Origin of the sequence: Micromonospora sp. CA-249363, assembly GCF_050950185.1 — a bacterium.
Classification (GTDB): Bacteria; Actinomycetota; Actinomycetes; order Mycobacteriales; family Micromonosporaceae; genus Micromonospora.
Map to the genome: position 1 here is coordinate 5,258,030 of NZ_CP192020.1, position 23,063 is coordinate 5,281,092.

The 23,063-nt window shown below is 73.6% G+C and carries 19 protein-coding genes and 1 pseudogene; 8 read left to right on the forward strand and 12 right to left on the reverse strand.

The genetic code is table 11. The annotated features are described in order from the left end of the window. The first annotated feature begins 56 nt into the window (after positions 1–56). Positions 57–425: a PadR family transcriptional regulator gene (locus ACQPZK_RS23265; protein ID WP_433535017.1), complete on the forward strand. Its 369-nt coding sequence runs from the start codon at positions 57–59 to the stop codon at positions 423–425. Continuing rightward, positions 422–1,399 carry a hypothetical protein gene (locus ACQPZK_RS23270; RefSeq protein WP_433535018.1) on the forward strand — a complete coding sequence of 326 codons (978 nt, stop codon included), beginning with the start codon at positions 422–424 and terminating at the stop codon, positions 1,397–1,399. The genes ACQPZK_RS23265 and ACQPZK_RS23270 overlap by 4 nt, the downstream gene beginning before the upstream one ends. A 344-nt stretch (positions 1,400–1,743) precedes the next feature. Here the strand turns inward: ACQPZK_RS23270 and mptB (ACQPZK_RS23275) are convergent, their stop codons facing one another. Further along, a complete protein-coding gene (mptB, locus tag ACQPZK_RS23275) occupies positions 1,744–3,213 on the reverse strand; it encodes a polyprenol phosphomannose-dependent alpha 1,6 mannosyltransferase MptB (protein ID WP_433535019.1) in 1,470 nt (489 codons plus the stop codon). 15 nt (positions 3,214–3,228) lie between these two features. After that, positions 3,229–4,629, reverse strand: coding sequence for a polyprenol phosphomannose-dependent alpha 1,6 mannosyltransferase MptB (gene mptB, locus ACQPZK_RS23280; RefSeq protein ID WP_433535020.1), 1,401 nt, complete (start codon positions 4,627–4,629; stop codon positions 3,229–3,231). A 44-nt stretch (positions 4,630–4,673) separates the two neighbouring features. On the opposite strand from mptB (ACQPZK_RS23280), the gene ACQPZK_RS23285 reads away from it, so the two are divergent. After that, positions 4,674–6,257 (forward strand): hypothetical protein, encoded by a 1,584-nt coding sequence (locus ACQPZK_RS23285; RefSeq protein WP_433535021.1) that lies wholly within the window; start codon positions 4,674–4,676, stop codon positions 6,255–6,257. A gap of 5 nt (positions 6,258–6,262) precedes the next feature. Here the strand turns inward: ACQPZK_RS23285 and ACQPZK_RS23290 are convergent, their stop codons facing one another. Further along, positions 6,263–9,289, reverse strand: coding sequence for a bifunctional [glutamine synthetase] adenylyltransferase/[glutamine synthetase]-adenylyl-L-tyrosine phosphorylase (locus ACQPZK_RS23290; RefSeq protein WP_433535022.1), 3,027 nt, complete (start codon positions 9,287–9,289; stop codon positions 6,263–6,265). Further along, the gene (locus tag ACQPZK_RS23295) at positions 9,289–10,056 is read right to left on the reverse strand and encodes a type 1 glutamine amidotransferase (protein ID WP_433535023.1); all 768 of its coding nucleotides are present in this window, start codon (positions 10,054–10,056) and stop codon (positions 9,289–9,291) included. The genes ACQPZK_RS23290 and ACQPZK_RS23295 overlap by 1 nt, the downstream gene beginning before the upstream one ends. Positions 10,057–10,162: 106 nt before the next feature. Between ACQPZK_RS23295 and ACQPZK_RS23300 the strand changes: the two genes are divergently transcribed. After that, the gene (locus ACQPZK_RS23300; protein ID WP_433539288.1) at positions 10,163–11,095 is read left to right on the forward strand and encodes a S66 peptidase family protein; all 933 of its coding nucleotides are present in this window, start codon (positions 10,163–10,165) and stop codon (positions 11,093–11,095) included. Between the two features lie 133 nt (positions 11,096–11,228). Here ACQPZK_RS23300 and ACQPZK_RS23305 read toward each other — a convergent pair whose 3' ends face one another. Beyond that, complete coding sequence (locus ACQPZK_RS23305) at positions 11,229–12,119, reverse strand: Vgb family protein (protein ID WP_433535024.1); 891 nt, start codon at positions 12,117–12,119, stop codon at positions 11,229–11,231. A 179-nt stretch (positions 12,120–12,298) separates the two neighbouring features. On the opposite strand from ACQPZK_RS23305, the pseudogene ACQPZK_RS23310 reads away from it, so the two are divergent. Continuing rightward, positions 12,299–12,751, forward strand: a pseudogene (locus tag ACQPZK_RS23310) (hypothetical protein); the annotation flags it as partial. Between the two features lie 437 nt (positions 12,752–13,188). Here ACQPZK_RS23310 and ACQPZK_RS23315 read toward each other — a convergent pair. From ACQPZK_RS23315 to glnA, 4 genes are all read right to left on the reverse strand, one after another. Beyond that, on the reverse strand, positions 13,189–13,563 hold the full coding sequence (locus tag ACQPZK_RS23315) for a VOC family protein (RefSeq protein ID WP_433535025.1): 375 nt from the start codon (positions 13,561–13,563) through the stop codon (positions 13,189–13,191). A gap of 330 nt (positions 13,564–13,893) precedes the next feature. Continuing rightward, positions 13,894–14,586 carry a helix-turn-helix transcriptional regulator gene (locus tag ACQPZK_RS23320; protein ID WP_433535026.1) on the reverse strand — a complete coding sequence of 231 codons (693 nt, stop codon included), beginning with the start codon at positions 14,584–14,586 and terminating at the stop codon, positions 13,894–13,896. Positions 14,587–14,761: 175 nt separating this feature from the next. After that, a complete protein-coding gene (locus tag ACQPZK_RS23325; RefSeq protein WP_433535027.1) occupies positions 14,762–15,187 on the reverse strand; it encodes a DUF350 domain-containing protein in 426 nt (141 codons plus the stop codon). Between the two features lie 100 nt (positions 15,188–15,287). Beyond that, positions 15,288–16,637 (reverse strand): type I glutamate--ammonia ligase, encoded by a 1,350-nt coding sequence (glnA, locus tag ACQPZK_RS23330; protein WP_355051478.1) that lies wholly within the window; start codon positions 16,635–16,637, stop codon positions 15,288–15,290. A gap of 237 nt (positions 16,638–16,874) precedes the next feature. Here glnA and ACQPZK_RS23335 point away from each other — a divergent pair, with 237 nt between their 5' ends. The 3 genes from ACQPZK_RS23335 (at position 16,875) to ACQPZK_RS23345 (ending at position 21,280) form a co-directional block, all read left to right on the forward strand. Next, the gene (locus tag ACQPZK_RS23335) at positions 16,875–18,632 is read left to right on the forward strand and encodes an NAD+ synthase (protein ID WP_433535028.1); all 1,758 of its coding nucleotides are present in this window, start codon (positions 16,875–16,877) and stop codon (positions 18,630–18,632) included. A gap of 186 nt (positions 18,633–18,818) precedes the next feature. Then, the gene (panB, locus tag ACQPZK_RS23340; RefSeq protein ID WP_433535029.1) at positions 18,819–19,664 is read left to right on the forward strand and encodes a 3-methyl-2-oxobutanoate hydroxymethyltransferase; all 846 of its coding nucleotides are present in this window, start codon (positions 18,819–18,821) and stop codon (positions 19,662–19,664) included. A 365-nt stretch (positions 19,665–20,029) separates the two neighbouring features. Beyond that, positions 20,030–21,280 carry a DUF222 domain-containing protein gene (locus ACQPZK_RS23345; RefSeq protein ID WP_433535030.1) on the forward strand — a complete coding sequence of 417 codons (1,251 nt, stop codon included), beginning with the start codon at positions 20,030–20,032 and terminating at the stop codon, positions 21,278–21,280. Positions 21,281–21,315: 35 nt separating this feature from the next. Here the strand turns inward: ACQPZK_RS23345 and ACQPZK_RS23350 are convergent, their stop codons facing one another. The 3 genes from ACQPZK_RS23350 to npdG form a co-directional block, all read right to left on the reverse strand. Beyond that, complete coding sequence (locus ACQPZK_RS23350) at positions 21,316–21,666, reverse strand: hypothetical protein (RefSeq protein ID WP_433535031.1); 351 nt, start codon at positions 21,664–21,666, stop codon at positions 21,316–21,318. 237 nt (positions 21,667–21,903) lie between these two features. After that, the gene (locus ACQPZK_RS23355) at positions 21,904–22,269 is read right to left on the reverse strand and encodes a hypothetical protein (RefSeq protein ID WP_433535032.1); all 366 of its coding nucleotides are present in this window, start codon (positions 22,267–22,269) and stop codon (positions 21,904–21,906) included. Between the two features lie 24 nt (positions 22,270–22,293). Then, a complete protein-coding gene (npdG, locus tag ACQPZK_RS23360) occupies positions 22,294–22,992 on the reverse strand; it encodes an NADPH-dependent F420 reductase (RefSeq protein WP_007463329.1) in 699 nt (232 codons plus the stop codon). Positions 22,993–23,063: the final 71 nt, after the last annotated feature.

Genomic DNA, 23,063 nt, shown 5'->3' on the forward strand with positions numbered 1-23,063 from the left:
GGCCCGTTTCGTGGCCCCTCTCCCCGTCATGCCTTCGCGTCCGTTATATTACGGCGATGGATACACCGCTGCGTGAACCCACCTTCCTGATCCTGACCGCGCTCGCCGTCGAGCCGATGCACGGCTATGGACTGATCGGCGAGGTCGCCGCTCTCTCCGACAACCGCGTGTCGCTGCGCCCCGGAACGCTCTACGGCGCGCTGGACCGGCTGGTCGACGCCGGTCTCGTCGAGGTCGACCGGGAGGAGGTGGTGGACAGCCGCCTGCGCCGCTACTACCGGCTCTCCCCCGCCGGCGACGCCACCCTGAGCGCCGAGACCGAGCGGCTCCGACGCAACGTCGAGGCCGCCACCGCCCGGCTCGCCGCACGAGCCCGCGCCGCCCGACCGACCACCACCCCACGCCTCGCCGGAGGGCTCGCATGACCCAGCTTGAGCGCCGCTACCTCCGACTCCTCGTCGCGTACCCCGCCGACTACCGGCGGGCCCGGGGCGCCGAGATCGTCGGCACGTACCTGGACCTGGCCGCGCCGGGCCGCCGCTGGCCGGCGCCCGCGGACGCCGTGGACCTCCTGCGTGGCGGGCTTCGCCAGCGGGTACGCGCCGCCGGCGCGGTCCACCTGGTCCCCGGGGTGCACCTCGCGGCCGCCCTGGCCCTGCTCACCGCCACCGCGCTCGCCGGCATGTGGACCGTGCTCGAACTGCGCCCGGCGCTGCCCGGCTTCGGCGAGCCGTCCGCCGGGCCGTTCGTCTCGCTCGGCATCGTGGCGTGGGTCGGTTGGCTGCTCGCCGCGGCGGCGCAGGCGCTGACACCCGGCCGCTGGCACCGGCGCGCGGTCGCGGTCGCGCTGCTCCTCACGGTCGCGCTCGTCCCCGCCGCCGCGCTCACCGGCCTGCCGCGCCCGCCGTTGTTCGTGCTGCTCCCCCAGGTCGGGCTGGGGCTGGTCGCGCTCGGCGCGTCCCGCGCCCGGCCGCTGTCGCTGCGGGTGGCGCCGCTGGTCGCCGCCGTCGGCGGTCTGGCAGTGGCGAGCGCGATGCCGAGGAACGTCTTCTCCTGGAGCTACCGCGCCCTGACGGCGGAGCCGGTCCTGGGGAACGCCGCCATGGCGGTGCTCGCGATGGCGCTGCTGCTCGCGGTGGGGCTGGCGCTGCGCGGCGACTACCGGGGCGGCTGGGCCGCTCTGATCCTGCTCACCCCGGTTGGCCTGCTGGCCCTGCATCCGCTGGCGGGGGCGGCGGACGGCGTCCCGTCGGCGTTCGCCGCGAACTGGACGGCGCTCGCCGTGACGGCGGCAGTGGTCGGCCTGGTCGGCCCCACCCTGCTGCCGGTGGCCCTCGCGGTGCGCACCCGTCTGGGCAGCCCTTCGGCCGCCGGCCGGACCTACGGCACCCGCCACTGACGCAACGGGCCCGCCCGGGCCCACCGGATGACCCTGGCCGTCTCCTGCGCCGAGGTGGCAGGGAGTTCCGCTCGTCCTTTGCTCTGCTTCAACCCAGGAAACACCTGACGTCCGATAGTCGGACAGCGGGTGTTGCCTCCGCTGAAGCAGAGCAAAGGACGCGACCAAGCCGGGGCCTGCTCCACCGGGCCAGCACGCGACAGGACGCGACCAAGCCGGGGCCTGCTCCACAAGGTCACCACGCGACAGGACGCGACCAGGCCGGCCGGGGCCCGCTCCACCGGGCCAGCTCGCGACAGGACGCGAGCGCCGGCGCGGGACAGCGTGGACAACCTGGTCCCGCCCTAGTGCGGCGGTGCGGACATCCAGGATCGAAGCGCGCGGGCGTCACTACGCCGCAGGAGCAGGAACAGGAGCAGGACGGTCATCGCCACCGCGCCGGGTGCCTTCGTGAAGCGGGCCAGATTGGTGCCGTCGGGCAGCGCCAGGAAGGCAGCCACGGCGGCCGGCAGCACGAACCACGTGGTCCGGGCGGCGCTGAGCGCGAGCAGGGCCAGCGGCCAGGTCGCGTACCAGGGGTGGAAGACCGGCGACAGGACGACGGTGGCGACCAGGGCCAGGCCCGCGCCGCGAAGCGCCACGCGGCACCGGGCCGAGCCGTCCGAAAGCCCGCCCGACAGCCCGCCCGGGCCGGCATCAGCTCGCCGCCACACTCGCCAGGTACGCCACCAGAGGGCCACGAGCACGACCGCGAGCAGCGCCAGCGCGAGCACGCGGGTCACCGGCACGGACTGCGGCTCCCGTCCGACCAGCGCGCCGGCGTAGTCGACGACGAATCCGACGGCGGTGGGCGGCGACGTCCACTGTTCGGAGTCTCCGCTGCGGGTCAGCCCGCCCACCCAGCCGAACCCGAGGCCGGACAGGGCCGAGCTGGCCAGCAGCGCGCCCAGGAGTCCGCCGCCCAGCCACGCGCCGCTGCGGAACACCGTGCGGCCGGACGCTCCCGCCAGCACCGCGAACGGCACCACCACCACGGCGCTGGCCTTCACGGTCACCGCCAGCCCGAGCAGCGCCCCGGCGAGCAGGAGCGCGGCGGGCCGGCCCGGCCGGTGGACCGCCACCGACAGCCCGCACAGCAACAGCCCGAGCATCACGGCGTCGTTGTGCGCGCCGGCCACCAGGTGTACGCCGACCAGCGGCGCGGCCAGCGCCAGCCAGGCCGCCCGCCGGGTCGGTACGCCGGCCGCCCGGGCCAGGCCCGGCAGGCAGTACGCCGCCAGCAGCACTCCCGCCACGGCGATCACCCGCAGCGCCACGACCGTGCCGGTGAGCCCACCGCCGAGGACGACGGCCAGCGCCGCGAGCAGCACGAAACCCGGCCCGTACGGAGCGGGCGTGTCCCGCCAGATCGGCGCCACCGTCTCCACCCACGGGCAACCCGCCGCGGCCACCCCGACGGCGTACGGGTCGGCACCGTGCGCGTAGGTCCAGCCCTGGCAGGCGTACGAGTAGACGTCCCGGCTGCCCAGGGGCGGCGCGACCAGCAGCGGTAACGCCCACAGCCCGGCGGTGACGTACGCCCACCGGCCGGACGGCGCGCCGGCGCGCAGTGACCACCAGGCGCCGACGAGCAGCGCGGTGCCGGCCAGCCAGCAGGCCAACGTCGCCGGGCCGTCCGGGGCTCGCCAGATCGACACCGGTGTCGCCCCGAGCGGGGCGTCGGGCAGCGCCCCGCCGAGGTACCCGGCCACGGCGAGCAGGACCGCGCCGACCACCCCCGCGTAGCGGGAGAGGGACGCGCCGGGAGTGGTCACCGGCGCACCTTCCTCCTAGTCGGCGGCGACCGGTTGGCGGGTCGCCCGAGCCGACCGTACCAACCGGACGGCCAGCACGATCACCAACAGCGTCATCAGTGGCGCACCGGCCGTCTTGGTGTACCGGGGCAGCCCGGTGCCGTCGGGCAGCACCAGGAACGACGCGACCAGCGCCACCACCGTGAACCAGCCGGTACGCCGGGCGGTGGCCGCGAGCACCGCGAGGGGCCAGATCCAGTACCAGGGGTGGAACAGCGGCGCGAGGGCGACCGTGGCGGCCAGCGCCACGGCGGCGTACCACAGCGGTTCCCGGGTGCGGGCCCGCCACCACAGCCACACCAGCAGCACCGCCAGCACCGCCATGCCGATCCCCCGGGTGACCCCGAGCGCGTCGACGTGCCCGCCGAAGGGCACCGCCAGGTACGCGATGGTCTGCCCGACGGCCGTGGACGGCGACGTCCAGGCGATCACGTCACCGCCTCGGGCCAGCCCGCCGACCCAGCCGAAGTCGAGGCCGGCGGCGAAGGTCACCCCGACCACGACGGCGACCGCGCCGCCGACCACCCAGCCGCCGTGGCGGATCAGCGCGCGGATCGAGTACCCGCCGACGATCGCGGCCAGCGCGGCGAACGGCACCACGACCAGGGCCGTCACCTTGATACCGGCGGCGAGACCGAGCAGCACGCCCCCGGCGAGCAGCGGGCCGGGGCGCCCGGACCGGGAGGCGATCACGGCCAGTCCGGCGACCAGCAGGCCGACCATCAGGGCGTCGTTGTGCGCGCCGGAGACCAGGTGCACGGCGACCAGCGGGCAGGCGAGCGTCAGCCAGACGGCCCGGGAGGCCGGTACGCCCACCCGTCGGGCCAGCACCGGCAGGCTGACCGCCATCAGCGCGACCCCCGCCACGGCGATCAGCCGGAACACCACGATCGCGCCGGTCAGCGAACCGGTGGCCTTGACCACCGCGCCGGACAGCACCACGAAGAGCGGCCCGTACGGCGCGGGGGTGTCCCGCCAGATGTACGAGATGGTGTCCAGCCAGGGGCACGGCAGCGCGGAGACGCCCTGCTCGTACGGGTTGATCCCGGCGGCGTAGCTGGCGCCCTGGCAGGCGTACGCGTAGACGTCGCGGCTGGCCAGCGGCGGCGCGATCAGCACCGGGAGCAGCCAGAGCCCGACGGTGACCAGCGCCCAGCGGGTCGACGGCACGTCGTCGCGCAGCGACCACCAGGCGTACGCCAGCAGGGCGGTGCCGACCAGCCAGGCGATGAGCACCAGCGGCCCGTTCGGGCCCTGCCAGATGCTGACCGGGTTGCTGCGCAGGGGTGAGTCGGGCAGTGCGCCGCCGAGGAACGCGGCGACGGCGAGGAGCGCCGATCCCGCCAGTCCGGTCCAGCGCGCGAGGTGGTGAGGCACGCCGGACATGCTGCCAGTACGGTTGTCGCGGTACGGAGGTGGGCATGCGGCGCAGTCGGGTGGTGGCGGTGGCCGCCGGTTGCTCCGTCGTGCTCGGCGCGCTCTGGCTGGCGCTGCCGCTGATGGGCTCGGACCTCTCGGCGCAGGTCGCCCGCGCCGACTTCTTCGCCGCCCACGGTTTCACCCCGGTCGACCTGCGCTGGTACGGCGGGGTGCAGCAGTTCGGCTACAGCCTGGTGTCGCAGCCCGTGATGGCGGTGCTCGGCGTGCGGGTGACCGGTGCGTTGGCGCTGGTGGCGTCGGCGACCGCGCTGGCGGCGTTGCTGGTCCGCAGCCCGGTGCCGCGTCCGCTGCTGGGCAGCCTGGTCGGCGTGGTCACGCTGGCCGGCAACCTGGTGTCGGGCCGGGTGACGTACGCCCTCGGTGTCGCCTTCGGGCTGGCGGCGCTCGTCGCGCTGACGCGGGGCGTACCCCCGGGTCGTCGTGTCGCGCTGGCCGCGGCCGGCGCGTTGCTGGCGTCGGCGACGAGCCCGGTGGCCGGCCTGTTCGTCGGCCTGGCGGGCGCGGCGCTGCTGCTGGCCCGCCGGTACGCCGACGGCCTGGCGCTCGGTGTCGCGGCGGCCGTGCCGCTGGCCGCGACCGCGCTGTTCTTCGGCGACGGCGGCTGGATGAACATCAGCCGCACCGACACCGTGCGGGCGGTGGTGACGAGCCTGCTGGTGGCGGCGCTGGTGGCGTACCGGCCGGTGCGGTTCGGCGCGCTGCTGGCCGCCGCCGGCGTGCTGGTCGCCGCCGGAGTGCACACGCCGGTGGGGTTGAACGCGACCCGGTTGGCGACGATGTTCGCGCTGCCGGTGCTGGCCGCCGCGGCCCGTCCGCCGGCCTGGCTCTCGACCCGCCTGGCCCGCCGGCCGACTGTCGGTCCCGTGCCGGCGCGGCTGGTGGGTGGGATCGGTCTGGCCGCGCTGCTGGCGGCGGTGTGCGTCTGGCAGCCGCCGGTGGTCCCCGCCGACCTGCGTAGCCTCGGCGACCCGACCAGCGCGCCCGGCTACCACGCGCCACTGCGCGCGTTCCTGGCCGGGCAGCGGCTCACCGGCCGGGTCGAGGTGCCGCCGACGCGCAACTACTGGGAGGCGGCCCGGCTCGGTGAGGTGCCGCTGGCCCGAGGCTGGTTGCGGCAGGCCGACATCGACCGCAACCCGCTGTTCTTCACCACCGTGCCCGGCGCGACCGGCACCGGCGTAGCGCTGAACCCGGACAGCTACCGGGCCTGGCTGGCGGAGAACGCCGTGCAGTACGTGGCGGTGCCGGACGCCCCGCTGTCCTGGGTGGGGCGCTCCGAGGCGGAACTCGTCGAGGGCGGCCTGCCGTACCTGACCCCGGCCTGGTCCGGCCCGCACTGGCGGGTCTGGGCGGTGGTCGACCCGACGCCGCTGGTCGCCGCGCCCGCCGAGCTGGTCCGCGCGGACGGCGCGGCGGTCACCTTCCGGACCCCGGCGGCCGGCCCGGTGTCGGTGCGGGTGCGGCACAGCCGCTGGCTGACCGCGTCCGGCGGCGCGACGGTCGCGGCCGACGGGGACTGGACCACCGTCACCGTTCCCCGCGCCGGCGAATACACCCTCGGCTGACCGTCCTACCCCTCCAGCACCCGCTGGGCGGCGGCGCGGGAGCGGCGGCCGGTGCGCAGGTACTCGTCGAGGAACTCGCCCGGATCGTCCCGGCCGAGCAGCCGGACCACCCCGGCCAGCTCCACGCCGTGCCGGGGCAGCTGGTCGCCGGCCCGGCCCCGGACCAGCATCAACGCGTTGCGGACCTGCGCGGCCAGGGACCAGCCGGCGGCCATCTCCGCGGCGTCCGCCGGATCGACCAGGCCGGCCCGCTCGGCCGCCGCGAGGGCATCGAGGGTACGCGTGCCGCGCAGTTCCGGGATCGCGCCCGCGTGTCGGAGCTGGACGAGTTGGACGGCCCACTCGACGTCGGCCAGCCCGCCCCGGCCCAGCTTCGTGTGGGTGGCCGGATCGGCCCCGCGTGGCAGCCGTTCGGTCTCCACCCGGGCCTTGATCCGGCGGATCTCGACGACCTGCTCGCGGGTCAGTCCGTCGGCCGGGTAGCGCACCGGCTCGATCATCGCCTCGAACTGGGCGCCCAGGTCGGCGTCGCCGCAGACGAACCGGGCGCGCAGCAGCGCCTGCGCCTCCCACACCCGTGACCAGCGGGCGTAGTACTGGGCGTAGGCGGCGAGGCTGCGCACCAGCGGACCCTGCCGGCCCTCCGGACGCAGGTCGGCGTCCACACCGAGCGGCGGATCGGGGGCGGGCATGCCGAGCAGTCGACGCAGCTCCTCCGCGATGGCGTGCGCGGCGGCGCTGGCAGCGCTCTCGCTGCTGCCGGCGGGCGGGTCGTAGACGAAGAGCACGTCGGCGTCGGAGAGGTAGTTCGACTCGTACCCGCCGAGCCGGCCCATCCCGATCACCGCGAACCGCAGCCCGTCCGGGGCGGCTTGACCGGCTCGCGCGGCCCGCAGCGCGGCGGCGAGGGTGGCGTCGGTGACGTCGGCGAGGGCCGTACCGACCTCGGTGATGTCGGCCAGACCTGGCGACGGCCGCGTCGCGCCGTCCGCCCGGGTCGGGCTGGGTGCGAGCGCGCCGGCTCGGCAGAGCACGTCCGCGCAGGCCACCCGGACCAGCTCCCGGCGACGCAGCGCCCGCACCGCGCGGGTCGCCTCGACGGGATCGGTGTGCCGGGCCGCCGCCGCTAGGAAGCCCTCCCGCAGCACCGGACGCGGACGCGGTGACAGCTCGTTCTCCTCGGCGAGCAGCCGCAGCGCCTCCGGATCGCGGGCGAGCAGGTCGGCGACGTACCGGGACAGGGCCAGGACCCGGGCCAGCCGGCGGGCGACGGGACCGCCGTCGCGCAGCAGCCGCAGGTACCAGGGGGTGCTGCCCAGCTTGTCGGAGACCTTGCGGTAGTTGAGCAGTCCCCGGTCCGGCTCCGGCGCGTCGGCGAACTCGCTCAGCAGCACCGGCAGCAGGGTCCGCTGGATGGCCGCCGTACGACTCACCCCGCCGGTGAGCGCCTGGAGGTGACGCAGCGCCCCGGCGGGGTCGGCGAAGCCGAGGATCTCCAGCCGGTGCCGGGCCGCCTCCGGGGTGAGCCGGAGCCCGTCGGCGGGTACCCGGGCCACCGACTCCAGCAGGGGCCGGTAGAGCAGTTTGGCGTGCAGCCGTCGTACCTCGGCGGCATGGGTGACCCAGTCGGCCCGGAAGCTCTCGACGGCGCTGCGGCCCGGCGTGGCCACGAAACCCAGCGCGGCGGCGAGCCAGCGCAGCGCGCCCGGCTCGGTGGGCACGGTGTGCGTGCGGCGCAGGGCCTGGAGTTGGAGCCGGTGCTCGACACCGCGCAGGAAGCGGTAGCCGCGCAGCAGCGACTCGCCGTCGGCGCGCCCGACGTAGCCGCCGGCGACGAGCGCGCGCAGCGCCGGAATGGTGCCCGGCACCCGCAGTGTCTCGTCCCCCCGACCGTGCACGAGTTGCAGCAGCTGGACGGCGAACTCGATGTCGCGCAGCCCGCCCGGGCCGCGCTTGATCTCGCGTTCCAGCTCCTTGGGCGGGATGTTGTCGATGATCCGGCGGCGCATCGCCCGGACGTCCTCGACCGCCTCGGGTCGTTCGGCGGCCCGCCACACCAGCGGCGCGAGCTGGTCGATCCACTCCTGGGCCAGCGGCAGGTCCCCGGCGGCCGGGCGGGCCTTGAGCAGCGCCTGGAACTCCCAGGTGCGCGCCCACCGGCGGTAGTAGGCGAGGTGGCTGGCGAGGGTACGCACCAGCGGCCCGCGACTGCCCTCGGGCCGCAGGGCGGCGTCCACCGGCCAGGCGACCATCCCGCACACGGAGATCAACCGGGTCGCCACCTGGGTCGCGGCGGGCAGGTCGGCGTCCTCGGCGGCCACGAAGATCACGTCCACGTCGGAGACGTAGTTCAGCTCGCCGCCGCCGCACTTGCCCATCGCCACCACCGCCAGCCGGGGCCGCTCGGTGCCCGCCGCCAACTCGGCGACGGCGATCTCGTAGGCGGCGGCCAGCGTCGCGTCCGCCAGCGCGGACAGCGCCGCCATGGTCTGCTCCAGGGCACGGCCACCGGTGAGGTCGGCCGCCGCGATCCGCAGCAGCGAGAGCCGGTACGCGGCACGCAGCACCGCCACCGGGTTACCGTCGCCGACCGGTTCCAGCCGACCGTCGGCGATCGGCGCGAGCCCGTCCGGTGCGGTACGCAGCGTCAGGCAGTGCTCGGGGTTCGCCACCAGATGGTCGCCGAGCGCCGACGACGCGCCCAGCACCGCGATCAGCCGCCGCCGCAGCCCGGGATCGGCGTGCAGCTCCACGAGCAGCCGCGAGCCGGCACCGGTGCTGGTGGCGCTGGTGCGGCTCTCGGCCTCGACGATGCGGTGCAGTTGTCGCAGCGCCAGGTCCGGGTCGGCGGCCCGGGACAGCGCGGCGAGCAGCTCCCCGGCCGCGTCGTCGACCGGCTCCTGCTTCACCGGCAGCCAGAGAGCCAGCCCGTCCGGGCCGAGCAGGTCGGCGGCGCGCGCGCCACCGTCGCCCTCGGCGGTGCCGAAGCCGTAGCGGGCGAGCCGACCCGGGGCCCTCGTCGGCCGGCTCATCAGTGCCCGAGCAGCGGCAGGCCGCGCCGGATCGTGCTGTCGTCCAACTCGCCGAGGGCCAGCGCGGCGAACCGGGCGGCGAACGGCTGCCAGACCTCCTCGACGTCCACCATCACCGAGTCGCAGGCCGCCACCACCAGCTCCGGGTCGTAGCCCAACTCGGCGAGCAGGGTCGAGTCGGTGGCCCAGTCGGCGATCATCGCGGTGTCGCACTCGATGTGGAACTGCAACCCCCAGGCCCGGTCACCGAGCCGGAACGCCTGGTGCGGATAACGGGTGGAGGCCGCCAGCAGGGTCGCGCCCCGGGGCAGCTCGGTGATCTCGTCGGAGTGCCACTGGAGCACGTCCGGGATCAGCGGCACGTACCGGAACAGTGGATCCTGCTCGGCGGCGTCGCGCCGGCCGACCACGCCGGGGCCGACCTCCGGCCCGGACGGGCTCCGCTCGACCAGCCCGGCGTGCGCCGTGGCCAGCAACTGCGCGCCCAGGCAGACGGCCAGGGTCGGCACGCGGTACCGGACCGCCTTGCGCAGCAGGCCCTCCACCGCCGGGAACCAGGGCGCGCCGGGCGAGCCGTCCGGCAGCGGGTACGCCTGCTGGTCGCCACCCAGCACCACCAGCGCCGCGTACCCCTCAAGGTCGGCGGGAAGTTCGTCACCGGCGTGCGGGCGGACCACCCACAGCTCCAGCCCTGCCTCGGTCAGCCACTCACCCAACCGGCGTGCGTCGTCCGTCGGGTCGTTCTCGATCACCAGCGCGGTTGCCACCTGTCGAGGCTAGCGGGTGCGGCGCGCTCCGCCACGCCCTGGCGCGGGTCCACCGGACCGGCCGACGGCCTCCGTGTCGGCACGGTGGTTAGGCTCTGCGGTTGTGATCAACCAGGAGACCGCCGCCGTCCGCCCGCCCGTGCTGCGCCCGGGTGACGCGGTGCTGCTCGTCTCGCCGTCCGGGCCGACCTCTCCGGAGCGGGTGGCCCGGGGCATGGAGCTGCTCACCGGCTGGGGTCTGCGTCCGGTACCGGCCCCGAACGCATACGCCCGCCACGGCTACCTCGCCGGCACCGACGACCTGCGCGCCGCCGACCTGAACGCGGCGTTCGCCGATCCCGAGATCCGTGGGGTGATCTGCACCCGGGGCGGCTACGGCGCCCAGCGCATCGTCGACGCCATCGACATGGCAGCGGTGCGCCGCGACCCGAAGGTGGTGGCCGGCTTCTCGGACATCACCGCGTTGCAGCTCGCCCTGTGGCGGGGTGCCAAATTGGCCGGGGTGCACGGCCCCGGGGCAGCCTGGCGGGACGAGCGGACCCCGCTGCGCTCCGCCGAGTCCCTGCACGCGGCGTTGATGACCACCGAGCCGGTGACCGTCGAGGCGGCACCCACCGAGGAGACCTTCGACGTACGCGTCCCGGGCCGCGCCACCGGCACCCTGCTCGGTGGCAACCTGTGCCTCATCGCCGCCTCGATCGGCACACCGGACCTGCCCGACCTGACCGGCGCGGTGCTGTTGATCGAGGACGTGCAGGAGCCCCCGTACAAGGTCGACCGGATGCTCACCCAGCTCCGCCGGGCCGGCGCGCTGGACGGGCTGGCCGGGGTCGCGGTCGGGCAGTTCACCGACTGCGGCGACGGCTGGGACACCACGATCGTCGACGTCCTCAACGAACGCCTCGGCGACCTGGGCGTACCGGTCCTCGGCGGCCTCCCCATCGGCCACGGCCACCACCAACTGACCGTCCCGGTAGGCACCGAAGCAGTACTGGACACCGAAACCCAAACCCTGAAGGTCACCCCCGCAGTCCAGTAACCCCCGCCGGCCCGCGCACCCCACCCACGCCGCACCCGACCGCCCCGGCCCGTCCGCCCCCCGGCCCGCCCGGCCCCGGCGATCATGAAGTTGTTGTCACTCGCTACGGCGTGTCGCGACAATAACTTCATGATCAGCGCGGGTCAGCGCCGGTTAGGTGGGCTAGTGCGCCGGTTTCGAGGGCTGCCCACACTCCGTCGGGGGTGTGGACGATGCCGTGTGGTTCCGACTGCGGTGTGGGTAGGGCGTAGCTCTCGAATCGTCCAGTCGGATCGAGGTGGCCGATCCGGTTGGCACCCCACTCGGTGAACCAGGCCCCACCCGCCGGGTCGGCCACGATCGCGTGCGGGCGCGCGGCCCGATCCGGCAGCGGATACTCGACGATCACGCCGTCGGTGTCGATCCGTCCGACCTGACCGGCGGTGATCTCGACGAACCAGATGGCACCGTCCGTGGCCAGGGCGATGCCGACCGGTCCGGCGTCCGCGGTGGGCAACGGGTACAGCGTCACCGTGCCGTCGAGGGCGATCCGGCCGATCGCGTTCGCGCGGTTCAGGGTGAACCAGAGGGCGTCGTCCGCGCCAGCGGTGATCATCGAGGGGAACCCGCCGGTGATCGGCAGCGGGAAGACGGTCACCGTGCCGTCGGTGGCTACCCGGCCGATCGTGTCGGAGGTCATTCCCGCGTACCAGAGTGCCCCGTCGGGTCCGGCCGCGATGCCACCCGGCCCGGTTCCGGGCGGCAGGGCGACCGTGCGCTGCGCGCCGTCGACGGTGATCCGACCGATCCGGTCGTCACCCGAGCGGGTGAACCAGAGCGCTCCGTCCGGGCCCGTCGTGATGATCAACGGACGGCCGCCGGCCGGCTCCAGCGGGTGGGTTCGGACCGAGCCATCCGGATCCACGCGGGCGATGCCGCCGCCGTGGACCAGCGTCAGCCACAGCGCGCCGTCGGGCCCGACCGTGATGCCGTACGGGCCGGCGTCCGGCTCGACGAGTGCGATCTCCCGGATCTCGACTGTCATCTCGGCGTACGTCCCTTCGTTGGCGGTGGACCGACCCTGACCGCCCGACAAGCGACGACACAACCGATTTCCGTCTTCGATTGTCAGCCCGCTGACAGGTTCGCCACGGGTCGCGCCCAGACTCACCGGTCACTGTCGGTGACGACATCGCGTACCACCTAGCCTTTCTGGAGGAGAGCATGTCCCGCACCATCAGCAGGAAGCACATGCTGGCCGGCCTGGCCGCAGCCGGCGTCCTCGGCGTCGGGATCGCGGCTCCGACGATCGCCTTCGCCGCCGACTCGCCGACGCCGAGCGCCAGCACCGCCCCGGCGCCCGGGGCCAAGGCCGACCGGCAGGGTCAGTTCGCCGAGGAGCTGGCCAAGGAGTTGGGCGTGCCCACCGACAAGGTGACCGCCGCGCTGGAGAAGATCCGCGAGCAGCACCGGCCGGCCGACCGGCCGCAGCGCCACTCCGCCGAGGATCGCAAGGCCGCGCTCAAGGAGCGACTGGACCAGGCCGTCAAGGACGGCAAGCTCACCCAGGAGCAGGCCGACGCCATCACCAAGGCCGTCGAGGCCGGCGTCCTCCCCGGCCTTGCCGGCCACCCCGGCGCCTTCGGCCACGGCGGCCCGGGCGGCCACGGCGGCCCGGCCGGACAGAACGGCCCCGCCGGACAGAACGGCCCCGCCGGACAGAACGGCCCCGCCGGACAGAACGGCCCCGCCGGACAGAACGGCCCCGCCGGACAGAACGGCCCCGCCGGACAGAACGGCCCGGCCGGACAGGGCGGCCCGGCCTGATCCACTCGGCCTCGGTGAAGTCGGGGTGTCCGGCGGCCCCGGACACCCCGACCTCCAGGATGTCGAGTTGATCAGCGCCGCAAGCCTGGGCCGCGCTCGGGGCGGTCACGGCGTGCCCCGCGAGTGCACGCCGAGCACACAGGCCGGCAGGCCGTCTGGTGATCCACCCGGACTGATCGACTCCGTGTCGCCGATGTGGCGGTGTCCATCGCACTCGGACACCGCCACATCGGCGACCTGGAGTCGATCATGCCCCTGGACGGCGGCAGGGCACCGGCCCGCCGGCGTCAGCTCTGCCCGGGTGGGGACGCGAACACGCCCAGGTGGTTGCCGGTCGGGTCGGTCAGCCGGGCCAGCGTGAGCCCGGTCGGCGTGGTCCGGGGCGGTACGAGCACCTGACCACCGGCCGCCTCGGCCCGCCGGCAGGTCTCCGCCACGTCGATGACCTCGGCGTAGAAGATCGTGTAGTTCGGCGCCGAGCCGTCGATCGCCCGGATCGCCCCGGCGATCCCGGTGTCGCCACCGGCCCCGGTGGTCCGGTAGGAACCGGCGGCCCCGCCCTCCTCGGTGAAGGTCCAGCCGAACAGGTCGCCGTAGAAGCGCTCCGCCTCCTCCGGCCGGTCGGTGCCGATCTCGAACCACGTGATGGGCGTCGCGGACATACTGCCTCCAGGTCTTCGCACTGCCGGCCCTCCGGCCGGCTCTCGAAGGAGTTTCGACGTCGTCCGCGACACCGTCCTGTCGGTGTTTACCGATCATTCGGCAGGGTCGGAGGGACCGACCCCGAGGCCGCGCACACACCGAACCCCGGACCGCGTCAGACACGGACCGCGCCGGCCACGGACACACCGAACCGCGCTCAACGCGACCGAGTAGATCTTGACCGCCAGGGCGACCCGCCACGCCGCTGGTGCTGACCTCCGCGCGCCGCGCGCACCCACTCCTGGACCGCGCCGGCCCCGGAACCGCGCTCAGACACCCCAAGGCGGCGCTCAGACCAGACTCAGCGCGCGGACCCGCTCGTGCGGGATGTCCAGGTCGTCGGGCCGGAGTTCCCGGACCACCACTTCCGGCAGGGCCTCGACCTCGCGGATCCGGTCGGTACGGAAACATCGCACCTCGCCGCGGAGGCGACACCAGGCGACCAGGTACCAGTGGTGGGAGTTACCGAGGTAGCCCAACGGCTCGACGTCTCGGAGCGAGCCGACGCCGGCGCGGTCGGCGTACCGGATGCGCAGCACCCGTCGCGCGCTGACCGCGTGGGCGACGGTGGCCGGGACGGGCGTGGCCGGCCCGTCGCCGATCAGGTGCACCCGACCGGCGAGCCGGTGCGCCTCGGCGGCGTCGGCGGCCGGCAGTACCGCCAGCAGTTTGCGCAGCGCGGTGGCTCCCGGCCCGGCGAACGGCGAACCGGCGAGCCGGTGCAGCGCCACGGCCATCGCGACCGCCTCGGCGGCGGTCAGGTTGACCGGCGGCAGGGTGTGGGTGCGGTCCAGGACGTAACCGCCGGTACGCCCCGATTCGGCCCAGATCGGCACCCCGGCCTGCTGGAGCGCGCCGATGTCCCGCTCGATGGTCCGGCTGCTCACCTCGAAGCGCACGGCCAGCCAGCGCGCGCTGCGGGGCCGTGGCGACACCGCCCGCAGCTCCTCGACCAGGGCGTAGAGCCGATCCGTGCGGTTCATGCCCGGCACGCTACGACCGGGGTACGACGCCCGCGCTCAGACGACGCCCGCGCTCAGACGACGCCCGCTCACACGACGCCCGCTCACACGACGCCCCCGCAGACGACGCCCGCGTAAGCGACGCCCCCGCGGACGACGTCCGCGCTCCGACGACGCCCGCTTAGGCGACGCCCGTTCAGGCGATGCAGGCGCAGACGATCAACGCGGCGCCGAAGTGGGTGGCGGCGCTGACCCGGGCCGCCGGGTGCGGCTCGGACGAGCAGATGACCTCACCGAGCTTGCCCGGGGTGAGCAGGTCCAGCACGAAGAAGGCCAGCGCCATGATGGCCAGCCCGACCAACCCGAAGACCACGGTGGAGGCGAGCCCCTTGCCGAAGTCGCTGTAGCTGGTGAGGATCGCCGTGAAGACGATGCCGGCGATGCCGAGCTGGTTGGCGGCGAGCAGCAACCCCGCGTTGGTGTTGCGCTCGACCCAGATCAGCTCCCGCAACCGCCCCGGGGTCAGCAGGTCGACGAGCCCGAACCCGGCCGCCATGAGCCCGACGCCCACGATCCCGAACACGACGCTCTGCCAGGCACCGCTGAGCAGGTCCTCCAGCACCGACTGCCTCCCGAGTCTCCGCCCGGAAGAGGTTCCGGCGCGGTGATCGAGACGATAGCGGCAGGGGGCAAGCGCGTCAGCCCCACGCCGAGGCCCTGCCCTACAGCGCCAGGTAACGCTGCCGCTCGTACGGGGTGACCTCGCGGCGGTACTGCTCCCACTCGGCCCGCTTGTTGCGCAGGAAGAAGTCGAAGACGTGCTCGCCCAGCACCTCGGCGACCAGCTCGGACTCGGCCATCACATCGATCGCCTCGGCCAGGTTCTCCGGCAGCGCCTCGTACCCCATGGCGCGGCGCTCGGCGCTGCTCAGCGACCAGACGTCGTCCTCGGCGCCCGGCGGCAGCTCGTAGCCCTCCTCGATGCCCTTGAGGCCCGCGCCGAGCAGCACCGCGAAGGCGAGGTACGGGTTGGTCGCCGAGTCCAGCGAGCGAACCTCGACCCGGGCCGAGTTCGGCTTGCCGTACGCGGGCACCCGGACCAGCGCCGACCGGTTCAGGTGACCCCAGCAGACGTACGCCGGGCTCTCGGTGATCCGGTCCGGCAGTGCCTGCGGGAAGAGCCGCTTGTACGAGTTGACCCACTGGTTGGTGACCGCCGTGTACTCCCGGGCGTGCATCAGCAGGCCGGCGATGAAGGACTTCGCCACCTTGGAGAGCTTCATCGGGTCGCCACCGTCGTGGAAGGCGTTGCGCTCGCCCTCGAACAGCGACAGGTGGGTGTGCATGCCGCTGCCGGGCTGGTCGGTGAACGGCTTCGGCATGAAGCTGGCCTGCACACCGGTGGAGAGCGCGACCTCCTTGACCACGTGGCGGAAGGTCATGATGTTGTCGGCGGTGGTCAGCGCGTCGGCGTACCGCAGGTCGATCTCCTGCTGGCCGGGCGCGACCTCGTGGTGGCTGAACTCCACCGAGATGCCGATGCGCTCCAGCGCCAGCACGCCCTGGCGGCGGAAGTCGCGGGCCACGGCGTGGGTGGTGTGCTCGAAGTAGCCGCCGGTGTCCACCGGGGTGGGCACCGAACCGTCCTGCGGGCCGTTCTCCAGCAGGAAGAACTCGATCTCCGGGTGGGTGTAGAAGGTGAAGCCCTTCTCGGCCGCCTTGGACAGCGCGCGGCGCAGCACGTGCCGTGGGTCGGCCCAGGAGGGGCCGCCGTCGGGCAGCAGGATGTCGCAGAACATCCGGGCGCTCTCGCCGCTGACTCCGCCCTCGAACGGGAAGACCTGGAAGGTGGTGGGGTCGGGCATCGCGACCATGTCCGATTCGAAGACGCGCGCGAAGCCCTCGATCGCCGAGCCGTCGAAGCCGATGCCCTCCTCGAAGGCCGCTTCCAACTCCGCGGGCGCCACCGAGACGCTCTTGAGCGTGCCCAGCACGTCCGTGAACCACAGCCGGACGAACCGGATGTCCCGCTCTTCCAGCGTACGGAGGACGAACTCCTGCTGACGGTCCACTTCCCCAACCCCTCGCGACACTCTTTGTCCGCCTTGGCCGGGCTGCGCCCGACCTGCCGGCCCAGTGTTCCCGGGCCTGGTTACGCAGACGTTACGCGAACCGCCGCCGCGCGTCCCCTCGTGTCCCGCCCGACGAGCGGTACCGATGCGACCCGACGGCCGCGCGCTGTCCGCGCGTGGTCGCCGTCTCGTCCGAGGGTACGGATTGCTCTGCCGAAGCTGAGGCAAGATGAGGACATGCCCACCCTGCGTCTCGCCCTGTCCCAGGTCAACCCGAGCGTCGGCGACCTCGCCGGCAACGCCGACCTGGTCCGCAGCTGGACCCGCCAGGCGGCCGACGCCGGCGCCCAGCTGGTGCTCTTCCCGGAGATGATGTTGACCGGCTATCCGGTCGAGGACCTGGTCTTCCGGCGGTCCTTCGTGGCCGCGTCCCAGGCCACCCTGCGGCAGCTCGCGGCCGACCTCGCCGGTGACGGTCTCGGTGACCTGCCGGTCGTGGTCGGCTACCTGGACGCCGACGGGCCGCCCCAGGTCAGCGGGGACGCCGAGCCGGGGCGGGGCGCCCGCAACGCCGCCGCGCTGCTGCACCGGGGCGAGGTGGTCGCCCGCTACTTCAAGCACCACCTGCCCAACTACGGCGTGTTCGACGAGGACCGCTACTTCGTCTCCGGTGACGAGCTGACCGTTGTGCGGATCGGCGGGGTGGACGTGGCGCTGACCATCTGCGAGGACCTGTGGCAGGCCGGCGGGCCGTTCACCGCCGCCCGGCAGGCCGGCGTCGGGCTCGTGGTCAACATCAACGGCTCGCCGTACGAGTTGAACAAGGACGACATCCGGCTGCCCCTGGTCCGCCGCCGCGCCGCCGAGGCGAACGCGACCATCGCGTACGTGAACATGATCGGCGGGCAGGACGAGCTGGTCTTCGAGGGCGACTCGATGATCGTCACCCCCGACGGCGAGCTGCTCACCCGCGCGCCGCAGTTCGTCGAGCACCTGCTCGTGCACGACGTCGAGCTGCCGGCCGCCACCGGGACCCCGGGCAACGACGGCGTCGCGGACGGCATGCGGGTGGCGTACCACACGGTGGACGCCATCCCGCCCGCGCCGACCGGTCCCGCCGTCATCGGCGGGCTGATCGAACCGGTCGCCGACGAGGCCGAGGTCTGGCACGCGCTGGTGCTCGGCCTGCGCGACTACGTCAACAAGAACCGGTTCTCGTCGGTGGTGCTCGGCCTGTCCGGCGGCATCGACTCGGCGGTGGTGGCCGCCCTCGCCGTCGACGCGCTCGGCCCGGACCGGGTGGTCGGCGTGTCGCTGCCCAGCCAGCACTCCTCCGAGCACTCCCGCGAGGACGCCGCCGACCTGGCCAAGCGCACCGGCCTCGACTACCGCGTCGAGCCGATCCAGCCGATGGTGGACGCCTTCCTGGCGAACCTGTCGCTGTCCGGGATCGCCGTGGAGAACCTCCAGGCCCGGGTACGCGGTGTCATCCTCATGGCGCTGTCGAACCAGGAGGGCCACCTGGTGCTGACCACCGGCAACAAGAGCGAGCTGGCGGTCGGCTACTCCACCCTGTACGGCGACTCGGTGGGCGGTTTCAACCCGATCAAGGACGTCTGGAAGACGCTGGTGTGGCGTCTGGCGAAGTGGCGCAACACGGACGCGGCCCGCCGCGGCGAGACCGCCCCCATCCCGGAGAACTCGATCGGCAAGCCGCCGAGCGCCGAGTTGAGCCCGGGCCAGCTCGACAGCGACTCCCTGCCCGACTACGACGTGCTGGACCCGATCCTCATCGGCTACGTCGACGGCGACCTGGGCCGGGACGGGCTTGTCGAGTCGGGTCACGATCCGGCTGTGGTCGACAAGGTGCTGCGGCTGGTGGATACCGCCGAGTACAAGCGACGCCAGTCCGCGCCGGGCACGAAGATCTCCATGAAGGCGTTCGGCCGGGACCGTCGACTGCCGATCACGAACCGGTGGCGGGAGCACGGCTGACCTCGTACACCCGATGGGTTGCCGGGCCGGTGACGCGGCCCGGCGGCCTCCCGGCGGGCTCGCGCCCGACGGCCCCGGCCGGCGGAGTGACATCTTGCACTGCGCCCTGCCGCCGCCCCACCTCGCGGTGCGACGATCGGCGGAGCCCGGGGACCGCGCAGGCGGCCTCGAGGAAGGGAGACAGTCATGATCGAGTCCACTCCGCACGAGGTGACCGCGCTGTACGGCGGACCGGCCACCCGTCGGGTCCGCACCCGCGACCTGATCGCCGCCAAGGAGCGCGGCGAACGGTGGCCGATGCTCACCTCGTACGACCAGTACACGGCGGGGATCTTCGACCGGGCCGGCGTGCCGGTGCTGCTGGTCGGCGATTCGGCGGCGAACAACGTCTTCGGCTACGAGACCACCCTGCCGATCACCGCCGACGACCTGCTGCCGCTGGTACGGGCCGTGGTGCGCTCGACGAAGCAGGCGCTCGTCGTCGGTGACCTGCCGTTCGGCTCCTACGAGGAGGGCCCGGCCCAGGCGCTGCGTACCGCCGTCCGGTTCATGAAGGAGGGCGGCTGTCACGCGGTGAAGCTGGAGGGTGGCCGCCGCTGCGCCGCGCAGATCGCCGCGATCGTCGGCGCCGGCATCCCGGTCATGGCGCACATCGGCTTCACCCCGCAGAGCGAGCACACCCTGGGCGGCTACCGGGTGCAGGGCCGGGGCGACACGGCCGACGAGGTGCTGGCCGACGCGCGGGCGGTGGCCGAGGCCGGCGCGTTCGCGGTGGTGCTGGAGATGGTGCCGGGCGTGGTGGCCAAGCAGATCACCCACGAGCTGCCCATCCCCACCGTCGGCATCGGCGCCGGCCCGGACACCGACGCCCAGGTGCTCGTGTGGCAGGACATGGCCGGCCTGCGCACCGGCAAGGCGCCACGCTTCGTGAAGCGGTACGCGGACCTCGCGGACGTCCTCATCGACGCCACCCGCCGCTTCGCCGACGAGGTTCGGGGCGGCGAATTCCCGGCCGCCGAGCACACCTTCTAGGGCGGACAACGCGTCACGGCGGGGCCAGCGCTCCCGATAGCGATGGCCGCGCCAGGGGTCAGCGCTCCTGGTGGCGGGAAGCGGCGAGGTCCGCGCCGCCTCCGCCCCGCCGGGGCTCTCGCTCAACCATGCGCGACCTAGCGCGGCCGCACAGGCGAGAGCCGCCACCACCGCCGGCAAAGGCAGGTGTGGCCACTAGCGACGGCGCAGGCAGAGGCGGCGAGGGGCGCCGTCGTCGGCGGCGGCTGGCGGTAGCGAGCGACTGTCAGTGCACCTCTGATGACGGGCGGCCTCGCCGCCGCCCACAGCGATCCTCATTGATCATGGTGACTGGTTTTGTCGTACGCCTGTTCTAATATCGCCATGTGATCGACGAGTTGGCGCAGGCGAGGGGCGCGGTGGCGGCTGCCGCCGTCGCGCCCGTCTGGGCCCTCGCCGAGCACGACCTGGTGGCTGCGCTCGACGACGCGCACCGGCTCGAGCAGCAGCTCGCGGCGGTCAAGCTGGCCTTGGTGCGCGAGTTGGACGGCCGGGGCACGGCCCGGGCACAGGGCGCGTCGTCCACAGCGGTCTGGTTGCGCGACCGCCTGCGACTGACCGTCCCCGCCGCCCGCCGGCTGGTCGAGTCCGCCGCCGCCCTCGACGCAGGCGCTCCCGAAGTCCGCCGGGCGCTGACCGACGGAGACGTCAGCCTGGAGCACGCCCGCGTCATCGCCGACACCGTCGACACCGTGCGGGCCGCCGCCGGCGCCGAGGTCGCCAGCAGAGCGGTCGGCGTCCTCGTCGACTGGGCCGGTCAGTTCGACCCGAGCCTGCTGCGCAAGCTCGGCACCCGCATCCTCGACCACGTCGCCCCCGAGGCAGCCGACGCCGCCGCCAAGGCCGCCCTCGACGCCGAAGCCCGCCGCGCCACCCGGGATCGTCACCTCACCCTGTCCGAGCTGACCGACGGCCGGCTGCGGTTGAGCGGCACCCTCGACGCGGAGACAGCCGGCCTGCTCCGCACCGCCATCGACCCGCTGACCGCTCCCTGCGGCCAGGACGACCAGCGGTCACCCGGGCAACGGCGGCACGACGCGCTCGGCGACCTCTGCCGACTCGCCCTGCGCACCGGTCAGCTGCCCGAGCACGGCGGCGAGCCGACTCAACTCGTGGTCACCACCAGCTTCGACCGCCTCGTCGAGCAACTCGGCGCGGGTGCCCTCGACAGCGGCCTCGGGCTCACCGCCGAGACCGTACGGCGGCTCGCCTGCGACGCCGCCATCCTGCCCGCTGTCCTCGGCAGCGCCGGCCAGACACTCGACGTCGGCCGCCAGCGCCGACTCGTCACCGGCCCCCTGCGCCGCGCCCTGGTCCTACGCGACCGCGGCTGCGCCTTCCCCGGCTGCGACCGCCCACCCCGCTGGTGCGACGCCCACCATATCCACCACTGGGCCGACGGCGGCGACACCCGCCTGACCAACTCCGTGCTCCTCTGCGGCCACCACCACCGCCACCTCCACCACGGCGAGTGGACGGTCCGACTCGGCGGCGACGGCCACCCCGAATTCGTCCCGCCGGCCTGGCTCGACCCGGACCAGCTCCCCCGCCGCAACCAGTACCACCGACGAACGTGACCCACCCGGAGGTGGCCTACCGTGAGGATGGATCCCTAGTTGCCGAACCGCTCGGTGAAGTTGTGGACGAACATCTCGGTCACGCCGCCCGCGAACACCTGGCGGACCGAACCGAACTTCGCCAGCATGGCGCGGGCCTCGGGCAAGTCGCCTGACACCGCCAGGCAGACGGCCAGAGTCCCGTACTGGACCTGCGATTTCGGCTGTCCGAGCAGGGTCTGGATCACCTTCGGCAGCGTCTGGTTGGCGGCTAGGAACGGATCACCATAGGCAGCCTGGTCGGCGACCACCCGGTCAACGACTTCGTCCACCTGTTCTGGCGACGCGACCCACCAGCGGAAGACCGAAACCTCGGAATTCTCCGCGGCCCTCACCAGGTCCATCATGGTTGCGCCCACCTGGCACACAGTGCCTACGCGCCCGAAGAGTTGCCCTTGCAGTTCGGCGACGGCCGCGAGTTCGACGCCGAGGCTGGGGTTGAGCGAAACAGCATGACGCCCGGCGAGATTGACGCCGAAGCGGAAGACGACCCTGGGACGGGCTCGCGCACGAAGGCGACCTCGTCGTCGGGCACGAACCGATGTTGCCGCCACCCACCGGTTGCCAACTGCTGGGTCAACCGATCAGCGAGCCGCATCGCACTTCTCGGGCGCGTCGCGATTGTCGGGCAGGTCGAGGTACGCCAGCAGTCGCAACAGCCCGCTCACGTGCGAAAGGTCGTGCCACAGCGACACGAAGCCCTCTGGACCACCCCGTTGCAGGAGGCTCGTCAGCTCGGCGACCTCGTCGCTGCTCTGCCCACAGTCGATCTCCAACTCGGGGCGCTGGACCATCCCAAACGCCGCACCCAGGTCCATGTCCCAGTAATGGTCGACGCCGAGCTGTGACAGCTGGATCTCCGGACCGAATCGGCTCTCGGCCGCATCCAACAACATCGAGCACGCTCGGCGCAGATCCGCGATCCGCAACACCGCGTCAGCATCGGTCATGCCCCATGATCCCCCAGGGCACTGTCAGAGGTCGGTGACGCGAATGCCGGCGTGGGCCTTGTAGCGCTTGTTGATGGCGATCAGGTTCGCGGTGAACGCCTCGATCTGGTGGGCGTTGCGCAACCGGCCTGCGTAGATGCCCCGCATGCCGGGGATCCGGGCGGCGAGCGCCCCGACGATGTCGACCAGCTCCCGGTCCTCGGTGCAGATCAGCACGTCGAGGTCGATCCGGTCGACCTCGGGATCGGCCAGCAGTGGGGCGCTCACGTGGTTGAACGCGGCGCAGACGCGGGAGTCGGGCAGCAGCGCGGCGGCCTGCTGGACGGCGCTGCCCTCGGCGACGGTGAGCGCGTACGGACCCTGCTTGTCGAAGCCGAGCGGGTTGACGCAGTCCACGACGATCGTGCCGGCCAGCGGCTCGGCGAGGGCGGCGACGGTGGCGGCGTGCCCGTCCCACGGCACCGCGATGATCACCACGTCGCTGCGGCGGGCCACCTCGTCGTTGGCCGCGCCGGTGATGCGGACGTCGGCCGGCATCCGGGGAAGCGCGGCGATCTCGGCGGCCGACTCGGCGGCGCGCTCCGCGGAACGCGAGCCGATCAGCACCGTCTGTCCGGCCCGGGCGAGTCGATAGGCGAGGCCACGTCCCTGGTCGCCGGTGCCGCCGATGATGCCGACCGTCAGCCCGGAAACGTCGGGCAGCGTGCTCGCGTCGTATGCCATGGGCTCATCCTCGCAAACCGCTGGGCGTGCCAGAGCCGCCAGCCGCTGTGACAATCCCCGCTGCCCGCGCG